Here is an 11,913-nt window from a genome sequence, read left to right as displayed (position 1 = left end):
ATGAAATGGCTGGCGATGACGATGCTGATCATCATGGCGGCGGCCGGTGAGGCCGTTGCCGACTGGCAGGTTTACCGGGAGGGGAAAACGGTGATCGCCGCGGTCGATTACCTCTCCTATGCGCCGTACCATAACCAGCCGTCGGTCTGGGTCCGTTGGCACTACGTGAAACCGCGCCAGGGGGTGGCCGGACGGAAAATCCAGTTCACTGCCGACTGCACGGCGCACCGGCTGTTCGAAATTGCCGACGCCACCTACAATACGGCGGGGGATTTCATTGCCACGAGCAAGTATTATCAGGCTCCCCGCGAATTTCCGATCAAGCCCGGCTCGCTCAATGAAGCCACCTTCGAGCTCCTCTGCAAGTGACTCTCCCCGCCGCCGCAGCCATCGGGCGCGGCGGCTTCCCCCTGTTTCCGACCCGCCAGCTTCTGAAAAACAATTCATAAACCGGTAGTAATAATTGGTCTGAAATGTGCAGATTGGATTATGTATATATTGAAGTTCGTTTGTGTATTTCGGCCACCGGTTCCCGACTATCCGTCCGTTATTCCTCGCCAATTGTTTGATTGGACAAGCTTTTCGGCGCTTGTTACCCGCTTGCCGTCTCGTCGGCGGTGAGCGACGCCACCGGTCCGGTCTGTTCTGCCGTCACTTCAATACCGCCAAACGCCGGTAACGACTCCGGGATTTAGCAGGGAAATGCCCGGCGGATGCCGGCACCGGTGGTTCGGGAGACGGGGGGAATTCAGGATGTCCATGATCGTTCGGCTCGGCAGACAATTCGCCTGCCGCGTGCTGCTCCCGGCGCTGGCAGTGCTCTTTTGCTGCGCCGTGGCCGCCGCGGCGGAACACCCCGCCGGTCAGGCCTACCATGTCCTGGTCCTCCACTCGTACCATCCGGGGTATCCCTGGACCGACCGGATCATGGCCGGCATCCAGGAGGTGTTGGCCTCCTCGGCGCGGCGGATCGATGCCGACGTCGAGTATCTCGATACCAAGCGTCACCAGGATGCGCAGTACTTTTCCCACATCCTCGACGCCATTCTCCATTACAAGCTCAAGGGGCGCACCTACGATCTGGTGCTGCTGTCGGACAACGAGGCGCTCAATTTCGCCCTGGAACACCGCCACGACCTGTTCCGCAATGTGCCGATCGTCTTTTGCGGCATCAATAACGATGTGTCGGGACTGCTCCCGGCCGGGGCGCCGATCACCGGGGTGCGGGCCGATCCCGATTTCGCCGGGGTGATCCGCCAGGCGCTCGCTTTCCACCCGCGCATCCGGGAGATGGTGGTGATTGGCAGTAACCGGGAGCTGACCGACCGGATCAATCAGCGCCGGCTGAAGGTGGTGGCGACGAAATTTGCCGACCAGGCAACCTTCCGCTTCTGGGACGACCTGCCGGCGGAGACGCTGCGGCGGCGGCTGACAGAGCTCGGCACCGACACGGTGCTGCTGGTCAACGGTTCGATCCGCGACGATGCCGGCAATCTCCTCTCGTTCAACGAGCAGACGCTGCTGCTCCGCCAGACGACCGACCTGCCGATCTACAGCTTCTGGGGAGGATATCTCGGCCAGGGGATCGTCGGCGGCCCGCTGGTCAGCGCCAAGACCCAGGGGCGGCTGGCGGCGGCGATGGCGCTGCGGATCCTCAACGGCGAACCGGCCGCGGCCATCCCGCTGGCGGCGCCGCCGGCGGTCCCCGCCTTCGACTACCTGGAACTGAAGCGGCTCGGGATTCCGCTCAGCAGCCTGCCGGCCCATTACCGGCTGATCAACGAGCCGCCGTCGGCCTACCAGCTGAGCCCCTCCCAGTTCTGGCTGGCGGTCGCCATCGTCGTCTCGCTGCTGGGGATTACCCTCGTCCTGACCACCAATATCCTGCGCCGGCGGCGGGCCGAGGCGGAGCTGCGGCGGAGTGAGCAGAGCTACAAGCAGCTGTCGCAGCAGTTCCAGATCATTCTCGACGGCATCCCCGACGGCCTGACTCTGATCTCGCCGGAGATGCAGGTGATCTGGTCGAACCGGGAGGCGGGAAACTACTTCAACCAGCGGCTTGGCTCGATCCCCGGCGAATACTGCTGCAAGCTCCTCTACAACCGGGCCTCGATCTGCGACAACTGCCCGGCGGTCACCGCCTTCCAGTCCGGGGTCGACGAGGAGGCGATCATCACCACCCCCGACGGCCGGGTGCTGGAGGTCAAGGCGTTCCCGGTCAAAACCGCCGCCGGGGAGATCAGCCACGTGATCATGCTCGCCAGCGACGTCACCGACAAGAAACGGCTCCTGGAGGAGACGATCCGGGCCAGCCGGCTCGCCTCCCTCGGCGAACTGGCTGCCGGCGTCGCCCACGAGATCAACAATCCGAACGCGCTGATCCTGCTCAATACCGAGCTGGTGAAAAAAGCCTGCGCCGACGCCGGGCCGATCCTGAAAAAGCACTATGAGCAGCACGGCGACTTCCTGCTCGGCGGGCTCCCCTATTCGGAGATGCGCGAGGAGATGCCGCACCTGTTCAGCGAGATGTTCGACGGCGCCGGGCGGATCAAGCGGATTGTCGAGGACCTGAAGGATTTCGCCCGGGCCGACGGGCCGGAGCTGCGCGAGGCGATCGACCTGAACGAGGCGGTCCGGGCGGCGCTCCGGCTGGCCGGCAACACGATCAAGAATGCCACCAACCGGCTGACGAGCGAGCTGGCGCCGGGGCTGCCGCTGTTCATCGGCAACCTGCAGCGGATCGAGCAGGTAGTGGTCAACCTGGTGATGAACGCTTGCCAGGCGCTCCCCGACAAGGAGAAGGGGGTGGCGATCGATACGTACTACGACGCCGGCCGCCGGGCCTGCGTGATCCGGGTCAGCGACGAGGGGGTGGGGATTCCCCGGGAAAACCTTCCCCACATTACCGACCCGTTTTTCACTACCAAGCGCGAGAGCGGCGGCACCGGCCTCGGCCTGTCGGTGTCGATGCGGATCGTCAAGGATTACGGCGGCAGCCTGGAGTTCCATTCCGCCCTCAACGAAGGGACCACCGTCCATCTCTATCTGCCGGTCGAACAGGAGGTTACCGGACCATGAACGAAGAGCTGTATCCCGCTGCGCCGATCCTCCTGGTCGACGACGAGCTCCCCTGGCTGCGCAGCCTCTCCCTGACCCTGCGCGAGGCGACCGGCGTCAATAACATCATCAAGTGCTCCGACAGCCGGGAAGTGCTCGGCATCCTCCAGCGGACCGAGGTCAGCCTGATCCTCCTCGATCTGACGATGCCGCACTTTTCCGGCCAGGACCTGCTGCCGATGATCACCCGCGACTATCCGGATACGCCGGTGATTGTCCTGAGCGGCCTCAACCAGGTCGATACCGCCGTCCGCTGCATGCAGCTCGGCGCCGTCGACTACTACGTCAAGACGGTGGAGCGGGAGCGGCTGGTGACCGGCATCCAGCGCGCCTTTTCGATGAAGGAGCTGCGCGACGAGAACCAGCGGCTGAAGGCCCGTTTCCTCGAAGATCACCTGGAGTTCCCCGACGCCTTCTACAAGATCAAGAGCCGCAGCCAGAAGATGCGCGCCGTCCTCCAGTACTGCGAGGCGGTGGCCCAGAGCAGCGAGCCGATCCTGATCACCGGCGAAAGCGGCGTCGGCAAGGAACTGATCGCCCGGGCGATCCGCTGTATCCGCTGCCCGGATGGCCCGTGGGTGGCGGTCAACGTCGCGGGGCTGGACGACAACGTCTTCTCCGACACCCTGTTCGGCCATACCCGCGGGGCGTTCACCGGCGCCGACCGGGAGCGGCGGGGGATGATCGAGGAGGCAGCCGGCGGCACCCTGTTCCTCGACGAGATCGGCGACCTGAGCCACGCCTCGCAGGTAAAGCTGCTCCGGTTGCTCCAGGAGGGGGAATTTTTCCCGCTCGGCGCCGACCAGCCGCGCCGGCTGAAAGCGAAGCTGCTCTTCGCCACCAACCACGAGCTGGCCGCCAAGAAGGAGAGCGGTGCCTTCCGCAAGGATCTTTACTACCGGCTGAGCGCCCACCAGGTGCGGATTCCGCCGCTCCGCGAACGCTTCGAGGACCTGCCGCTGTTGATCGATCATTTCCTCCAGGAGGCGGCGGATTCGTTCGGCAAGAAAAAACCGACCGCCCCGAAGGAGCTGGCCACCCTCCTGTCGACCTATGCGTTCCCCGGCAACGTCCGGGAGTTGCGGGCGATGATCTACAACGCAGTCAGCCTGCACAAGTCCCACGTCCTGTCGCTCGACAGTTTCAAGGCGGCGATCGGCTACTGCGGCGACGACGGTCCGGGCCCGTCGCCGGTGGTCGCGGAACCGGCCGCCACCGGCGAGCCGCCGGCCCGGCTGACCTTTCCCCAACGCCTCCCCCGCCTGGAAGAGACGGCGAACCTGGTGGTCAAGGAAGCGCTCCGTCGCTCCCGGGGGAACCAGACCCTGGCGGCGACCATGCTCGGCATCACCCGCCAGGCCCTGGCCAAGCGACTGAAAAAAATCGTCAGCGACGCCTGAACGTGCGCCGGCCTCCCGTCGGACCCGGGCAACCGTGGTTGCATGGCAACCACGGTTGTCGGCGGGCCGCATTCGTTCCTAACCCCTTGTGATCACGGTTCGCGACGGCGGTGGCCGGTGACGGCGGCCACGGCACCGCCGGCTGCTGCGGCAACTCCGGTTGCCCCCCTCCAGCACCCGGAAATTCGGGATTGACGCTAAAAATCAATTAATTTCAATAGGCTAATAATAAATTATAATCATGGCACCCTGCTTGCTCTTTCCGGTGGAACGCGGCGGGCCGGCGGCACAGCCTCCCGGCCCGCGCCATCCAACCAACGGAGGAGTAGAAAGAATGAAGAGAACGTTCAGCAGGGCATCGGCAATGGCGCTCGGCCTGGTAATGACCGCGGCAGCGGCCCAGGCGGCAACCGTCAACTTCACCTCGAACCACGTTTTCAATGTGTACGACGTCCAGTGCGACAAGGGGATCATCGGTTCCGCCTGTCTCGGCAGCCCGGTGGTACAGGAAGACGGTCTCACCTATCTGCCGATCGATTCGTCGTACGGCTGGTACGTCAAGAACTTCGACGCCTCGGCGCTGTTGCCGAAACCGATGGACGGCGTCTACGACGATGGCTTCGTCGCCAACGTCCTCGACGGCAACGGCAACGTCACCGGCGTCAAGGCGCAGAACCCGGCGACGGGCGACTGGAAGACCGGCCCGATCAAAGGCGAGTGGATGAAGGGGCTCGGCTCGCTGAAGGCGAAGGCGGCCACCGAGCACTACGTGGTCATGGAGCACCTGATGCAGTCCCCCTACCTGCCGACCATGGTCTCCGGCGTTGACTACAGCTGGCGGCTGAAGGACGACGGCAAGGTCCTCTACTACTGGGGGAACTACAACCAGGAGCCGACCCCAGTCTACCTTTACACCAAGATGGCGCTCCCCGCCGCCTGGAAAGTGGCCGGCGCCAACTACAAGGTCACCTCGGCCAAGCTGATCGTCGATCATGACATCACCAACAGCCCCAACGACCAGATCCGTCCCGAGGATTTCGAGAACGAGAACGCCACCGGCATCCTGCCGCGCTACACCGTCGCCGCCGACGGCAGCTGGCTGTCGGCGGTCGACTCCTACGAAGGGGGCGACGGCGAGTTCCTTCCGGCCGGTACCGTGCTCCGTGACGCCGCCGGCAAGTACACCAACGCCTGGTACACCACCCTCGACCGCGACCCGTTCGCCGGCGTCAATCCCCGTTACCGGCTGAAGTCGAGCAAGTTCGGCCAGGACCTCCCCGGCGTCGAGATCACCCAGTACGTCGCCGGCACGCCGACCACCACCACCATCGACCTGCTGACGATCAAGGACCCGACCACCGGTCTGCCGATCCTGGCGGAGAGCAAGAACTGGAACAACTTCCTCGACCAGTACATCGATCCGCTCACCGGCGTGCTGGTCGATCCGGTGGACGGCTATTCGGTCGGCGAGTGCCCGCTGACCAGCGACTTCGACCTGATGATCTACGTCAAGGGTGAGGTCGGCAAGCCGACCGTGGTGCGGAGCGCCCAGCTGGTCGTCGAGTACGAAGACCCGAACGCCGCCCCGCCGGTCACCGTCGACCTGAGCATCACCGGCACCTCGATCCCGAGTTCGGTGCACAAGTACGAAACCCGGACCCTTGCCGTCTCGGTGAACAATACCTTCAGCGGCGTGGTCAACGGCACCCTGACCCTGGTCGGCAAGGACAAGTACGGCCGGACCGTCGGCAGCTTCAGCAGCAACGTGACGACGACCGCCGACTCCAGTTCCACCACCTACTCCTTCAGCTGGAAGGCGCCGTCCTACTCGACCACCGTCTACTGGACGGCTACCGTCACCGCCACCGGCGACGTCAATGCCGCCAACAACGTCAAGACCGCCACCACCAAGGTGGAATAGCGGCCGGTCGTTTCTCCGCTCCCGCAGCCGGTCCGGTGCGGGAGCGTTTTTTTTGCCGAGTTGGACCAAGCGTGCGCAAGCCTCCCTCGAAGGGCTGAGGAGGGAGCAAATGGCCGGGATTTGACTTCCTAAGAAGTACCTTGACCATCCGCATAAACATCCCCCTCTCTTGATGGGAGGGGGCGAGGGGGACTGTCGAGTAGTCAAGTTAGGCGCCCATGCCTGTCGAGGGCGGGGCAAGATAATAATGCGGGATGATGCGGAAGATTGTGTCGTGTCACCCGGAGGTAAGCGATGAAACACCCCCTGAATTTATTGCGGCGGGCCGGGGCGCTCTGGCTGCTGTTCCTGGCCGCCTGCACGGAGGCCGTGATGCCCGATCCCCCGTCTCCTGCCACCGCGCGGCCAGCCGTTGCCGATTACCGCGCCGAGCTCGTGACCACCGTCAAAGGGGTCACCGGCAGCGCCCGGCTGCTCGTGCGGGCCGACCGGGTGCGTGTCGAGACCGACGGCGCCCGCCGCTCGTCGATCATGATCGCCCGCTTCGACCGGGCGCGGCTCTGGTTGCTGGTGCCGGCCATGAATCGCTACGCCGAGCTGCCGCTCGATGCCATGAACGACCTCCTTCCCCCCTTCTTCGAGCCGGGGCTGACCATCGTCCGGCAGCGGCTCGGCACGGAGACGCTCGATGGCCGGCCGGTGGTCAAGTCGGCGGTCCGGGTCGTCCGGCGCAACGGCAGGGAGTACCGGGGAACGCTCTGGGAGGAGCCGGCCTTTGCCGCCTGCCCGGTCAAGTGGCAGGACGCCGGCGGCGAAGTGACGGCCGAGTGGCGCGAGGTCGCCGCTGGCCCCCTGCCGGATGTACTCTTCGAGATTCCGGTCGGCTACCAGCCGCTCCCCCAGCAGGCGGCAGAGGCACGCCGCCGCGGCGGCGACTAGCCGGCGTCGGCCCGCTCCTTTTGACGGTGGCCTGTTTCGGTGGTAGAGTCTAGTTCCAGGTTCCCGCTGTCCGGGACCGGATCGACGCCATCGAGGAGCATACCGTCATGAAAAGAGCGTTGCCGGCACTAATGCTGATCGTCTTCCTGGCCGCCCCCGGCTGGGCCGATAACGGCTTCAAGGAGGGGGGCAAAGAGGTCGGCCAGGGCTTCAAAAAGATGGGGAAAGAGACCGGCGAAGCCTTCAAGCAGGGGGGGAAGGAAGTCGGCCAGGGGTTCAAGGAGATGGGGAAGGCGACCGGGACCGAGACCAAGAAGGCCGGCCGGTCGATGGGGGAGTGGTTCCGTGACGCCGGCCGGAAGACCGGCGAGGCGTTCCGCGAGTTCGGGCGGAAGGTCAGGCGCTTCTTCGGCGGCGACTGACCCTGGCCGGGATCAGCTGATCTGCACCCCCTTGATCGGCTCGCCCGCCTCCTTCAACGCCTGGTGGAAGCAGCCGGTCGCCCGGTCGAGGAGGATTTCCATGGTCATTCCCGGCCGCTGCTGGCTGGCGGTGAAGCCGACCACGCCGAAGGCGGCGGCGAGCCGGACCGTCTGGTTGTAGATCTTGATTTCCGTCGCCGCGCTCCTGATCCGCAGCCGTTTGGCAAGGATCATCGCCCCCGCCGCATCGGTCTCCGGCAGCACCGCCACGAAGGTCTCCTCGCCAAAGCGGGCCAGCCAGTCGATATCCTTGCGCACCGATTCCGTCAGGCAGTCGGCGCACCCTTTCAGCAGCAGTTCTCCGGTGAAGTGGCCGTGGCTCTCCACCGTCTCCCGCAAATTGCCGATGCCGATCACCATCACCGCCAGCGAGTGCTCATAGCGGTAGGCCCGCTTCAGCTCCTGGGGGAGGCGCTGCTCCAGGTAGCGGCGGTTGAACACCCCGGTGACCGGGTCGACCAGCGACAGGCTGGCGACCTCCTCCATGCTCCGCTTCAGCGAACTTTCCAGGTCGAGAATCCGCCGGGCGGTCTTCAGCCGGGTCAGCAGCTCCGCCTGGTGGAACGGCTTGATCAGGTACTCGTCGGCGCCGGCGTCGAGGCCGGCGATGATATCGTTCTTCGAATCCTGGGAGGTGAGGATGATCAGGTAGGTATAGCGGCCCGAATCGTCGGCGCGGATGGCGCGGCAGAGCTCCGGGCCGGTCATTTCCGGCATGACCCAGTCGGTGATGACGATCGGGTAGTAGCCCTTGTTGAAGATCTCCAGCGCCTGCTTGCCGTTTTCGGCGGCGACCACCGTGTAACCGGCGGCCTTCAGGCTCCCTTCGAGCATGCTCCGGATCAGCAGATTGTCGTCGGCGATCAGGATCGGGGCGGCCAGGGGGGCGGACTCTGCGTGCTCTGCCATGTCGCGTTACCTCCATGATACGTTTCGGCAGGGCGGGCCGTTTCTTTAATGAATAGATCGCCGCCGGCGTGTCGGCACGAGCCGGTTGCGCTGCCGCCGGTTATCGGGTACCCTGAACGGCAGGCAGGACGGTCCGCCGCCAATTCGGGCCGTCGCAGGGGGAGAAACCATGGGCAGAACCTTCAGACCGCGGACGCCGCGACCGGGGCCGGCCAAGAGCCAGGAAGAGCTGGACGAGCTGGTCCGCCGGCTGCGGGCGGAGCAGGACGCGCCGACCAACTACCGGGAGCGCTCCCTCAAGCTGCACGGCTGGATCTGCGCCAAGTGCGGCCGGGAGTTCACCCTGGAGAACCTCCACCTCCTTACCGTCCACCACAAGGACGGCAACCACCACAACAACCCCCCCGACGGCAGCAACTGGGAGAACCTCTGCATCTACTGCCACGACGACGAGCACAGCCGGTCGCTGCTCGGCGACTACCTGCAGGGGGAGGACCCAAAGCGATGAAGCTCGGCAAACGCGACGTTCTCTTCCTGGTGCTCATCGTGGCGCTCGTCGCCGTCCTCGCCCGGCACCGTGGCTCCGAACAGGGGAAGCCGGTGCCGCTCGACGCGGTACACCGCCCGTTCCAGGAGGCGCTCGCTAACGGCGCCGCCCGGGAAGCGACCGAACAGGGGTGCGTCCGCTGCCATGCCACCGCCGCCCGGCCGCTGCCGCCGGGGCACCCGCCGAAAGAGCAGTGCCTGTACTGCCACCGCTTTGCCGCCCCCCGGCACTGATCCTCTCCCCGCCGTTTCACGGTCTCATCATCCCGCCACTCGTCGTCGCTGCAAAAAAATCATCTCAGGTTACTACATATAGTAACTTTTCGGGCTTGCAGGCATTTTGGTCGAAAAAACGCTTTGTTGCCCGGGCGCCGTATGCTAAGAGTTCTCTTATGCCGGCTGTGCCAGCAGACCGGCAGGAATGATCATTCATTATCGGGGAGTGAACTATGAAAAGCAGGGCAGGGGCTGTGATGATCGGCTTGGTGGGGGGGCCTAATGTCTGACCCGCAGCCTGCACCAAGAGATGAAATCGTGAGCAAGTTAACTGGCTAACAACGTCCCCTTTTGGGCTCCTGAATTGGGGAGAATGGCCAAAACTATGGGCGGGACATGGGACCCTGACGTCAAGCTCTGGTACATCCAGCATGGCAAGATCAAGGGGACAGAACTGGAGAAGCATATAATATTGGATGCCGAGATGAAGAACAGTGGCAGTTGAGGGCATCTAATATTGGATGCCAGTATATAATATTAGATGCCCGAGAGGTTGCCAAAAGCATCTATTGTTATATGCATCCCGGTATCTAAAGTTAGATGCCGGGATATATTATTAGATGCTTGCATATAATATTAGATGCCGGTCCTGACCGGTCAATAACTAGTTGAACAACAAGGAGAAATTGATGAAAACTGAAGCGCTGCGAAAAAAGTTATTATCTGCCGAAGGGCGTTCTGAATTTGTTATTGCGGTTGTATGCGATATCCGTGGTTTTTCAGTATTCAGCACACATCATGAATCTCCTGATACCGCAATGTTTATCAAAAGATTTTACCTTCAATTGTTAGAGAAATATTTTTCAAAAGCTGTATTTGTCAAGCTTACCGGCGATGGTATGTTGATGACATTTAGATATTCTGAGAAAACTCTTTTTCAAGTTTCACAATATGTATTTTCATCCTGCTTTTCTGCAATATCAGACTTTCCAAACATGTTTGAAGATGATCCAATGATAAATTTCACAACGCCTCAAAACATAGGTTTCGGCATTTCACGTGGCCCAGCTTGCTGTTTGTATTCTGGAAAAGACACATTGGATTACTCAGGACACGTGCTCAATCTTAGTGCTAGGCTTAACGACATAGCAAGGCCGAGGGGAATTGTGATAGATGGCCATTATTTAATACAGTCTATCCCAGATGAATTCAAAGATAGATTTAAAGAAGAACATGTTTATCTAAAAAGCATTGCAGAAGAAAATTCTAGATTAGTATTTGTCTCAGACGAAGTACAGGTGCCAGCTTATGCTCGCTTCCCACTATCAACCGATAAGTGGGAGGAGCAAAAATATGAAATGACAGTTTCTCAACTCAATAAGCTATCAGGTAACTTTGTTCTTCCTTTGAATAAAGAGCCAAAAACACCTGAGAAAATTAAAGTTGATTTTGTCTGGCCTAACCCGAAGGTTAAGGGATTTACCTTGTCGCGTGAGTATCAAAATATTGAATATTACTGTGATGCCTCTGGTCCTAAGATTAAGTATGCTATACAGCAAGCAAAAAATATTGTTACCGAACAAAACCTCTCTGCTAAGACAAAGGTTCATTTCTACATTCAACTTGTTGCAAAAGTATAATGTTCAACCCGCGGCGACACGCGGTCTTCGCTACGCTCCGCCGGTGCGCCTTGTGACGTTGGCCATGAAAGAAGGATTTTAATGCCTCGGAGAAAATTGAAGATCATATCAATAGCCGCTCTGGTGGCGGCCTGTTTCGCTGGATACTTCGGTTTTAGGGAGTATTCTGAGAGAAAGTTTGACCACACTCCAAGGATGGTAAAGTTCTTCAAAGCAAACAGAGCGAATCTAGAAGAACTGGCCAAAATGGCGACAACAGAGCCCAAGATCCTACGCGTTGACCTAGTACAGCAGCACCCTTCGGGGACGTTGGTCACTTATGCTAACTTACATAGGATAACTATCTGAAAAACCATTCCACGAACAGCGCGAATCAAACATCTAAGGGGACGTAGTTTATTAGTTGAGTAGTGAAGGGTAAGTCAACAAATCAACTACGCCCCCTGGTGGCCCGCGCAACCTCCGAAAACGGGCTCATTACGATTGTTGCGGCGAAGTAATAGGGAAGAGAATGCCCCTAACGGCGCCAGCAGGGGAGGGCGCAAGCGGGGACCGATAATCCAGGAAGGCTCCATGAAGCTTAGCATTTCAGTATTGCTGATGATTCTGCTGGTCGCCGGTTCGTGCGGGGCCGAAATGTACCGCTGGGTCGGCGATGACGGTTCGAAGGAATCTAGAGGAATCTAGGAGGAATCTAGGGGGACGCCCATAAATTTATAAGTTTCTATTGAAACAAGAAGGAT

Annotated in this window: 11 protein-coding genes; 10 read left to right on the top strand and 1 reads right to left on the bottom strand. The window is 61.1% G+C overall.

The features are described 5' to 3' along the window. The 6 genes from QMN23_RS17790 to QMN23_RS17765 all read left to right on the top strand — a co-directional run bounded on the left by QMN23_RS17790 (nt 1) and on the right by QMN23_RS17765 (nt 7,799). The gene (locus QMN23_RS17790; protein ID WP_282000671.1) at nt 1-369 is read left to right on the top strand and encodes a surface-adhesin E family protein; all 369 of its coding nucleotides are present in this window, start codon (nt 1-3) and stop codon (nt 367-369) included. A 384-nt stretch (nt 370-753) separates the two neighbouring features. Continuing rightward, nucleotides 754-3,078, top strand: a complete 2,325-nt coding sequence (locus QMN23_RS17785; RefSeq protein ID WP_282000670.1) for a sensor histidine kinase — start codon at nt 754-756, stop codon at nt 3,076-3,078. Next, a complete protein-coding gene (locus QMN23_RS17780; RefSeq protein WP_282000669.1) occupies nt 3,075-4,517 on the top strand; it encodes a sigma-54-dependent transcriptional regulator in 1,443 nt (480 codons plus the stop codon). Before QMN23_RS17785 ends, QMN23_RS17780 begins: the two co-directional genes overlap by 4 nt. Before the next feature lie 334 nt (nt 4,518-4,851). Beyond that, nucleotides 4,852-6,438, top strand: coding sequence for a hypothetical protein (locus tag QMN23_RS17775; RefSeq protein ID WP_282000668.1), 1,587 nt, complete (start codon nt 4,852-4,854; stop codon nt 6,436-6,438). A 294-nt stretch (nt 6,439-6,732) separates the two neighbouring features. Next, nucleotides 6,733-7,377: a hypothetical protein gene (locus QMN23_RS17770; protein ID WP_282000667.1), complete on the top strand. Its 645-nt coding sequence runs from the start codon at nt 6,733-6,735 to the stop codon at nt 7,375-7,377. A 107-nt stretch (nt 7,378-7,484) separates the two neighbouring features. Beyond that, nucleotides 7,485-7,799, top strand: coding sequence for a hypothetical protein (locus QMN23_RS17765; protein WP_282000666.1), 315 nt, complete (start codon nt 7,485-7,487; stop codon nt 7,797-7,799). Between the two features lie 12 nt (nt 7,800-7,811). On the opposite strand, the gene QMN23_RS17760 is transcribed toward QMN23_RS17765, so the two are convergent. Then, the gene (locus QMN23_RS17760) at nt 7,812-8,768 is read right to left on the bottom strand and encodes a response regulator (protein WP_282000665.1); all 957 of its coding nucleotides are present in this window, start codon (nt 8,766-8,768) and stop codon (nt 7,812-7,814) included. Between the two features lie 169 nt (nt 8,769-8,937). Here QMN23_RS17760 and QMN23_RS17755 point away from each other — a divergent pair, with 169 nt between their 5' ends. From QMN23_RS17755 to QMN23_RS17740, 4 genes are all read left to right on the top strand, one after another. Next, nucleotides 8,938-9,276: a YajD family HNH nuclease gene (locus QMN23_RS17755; protein WP_282000664.1), complete on the top strand. Its 339-nt coding sequence runs from the start codon at nt 8,938-8,940 to the stop codon at nt 9,274-9,276. After that, nucleotides 9,273-9,548, top strand: coding sequence for a cytochrome C (locus tag QMN23_RS17750; RefSeq protein ID WP_282000663.1), 276 nt, complete (start codon nt 9,273-9,275; stop codon nt 9,546-9,548). The genes QMN23_RS17755 and QMN23_RS17750 overlap by 4 nt, the downstream gene beginning before the upstream one ends. 671 nt (nt 9,549-10,219) lie before the next feature. Then, complete coding sequence (locus QMN23_RS17745) at nt 10,220-11,170, top strand: hypothetical protein (protein WP_282000662.1); 951 nt, start codon at nt 10,220-10,222, stop codon at nt 11,168-11,170. Between the two features lie 573 nt (nt 11,171-11,743). After that, nucleotides 11,744-11,857 (top strand): DUF4124 domain-containing protein, encoded by a 114-nt coding sequence (locus QMN23_RS17740; RefSeq protein ID WP_282000661.1) that lies wholly within the window; start codon nt 11,744-11,746, stop codon nt 11,855-11,857. The last annotated feature ends 56 nt before the right edge of the window (nt 11,858-11,913 follow it).

This window comes from Geotalea uraniireducens, from assembly GCF_027943965.1.
Classification (GTDB): Bacteria; Desulfobacterota; Desulfuromonadia; order Geobacterales; family Geobacteraceae; genus Geobacter; species Geobacter uraniireducens.
Note: the sequence above shows the minus strand (reverse complement) of the source record. Positions and strands in the feature narration are given on the sequence as shown.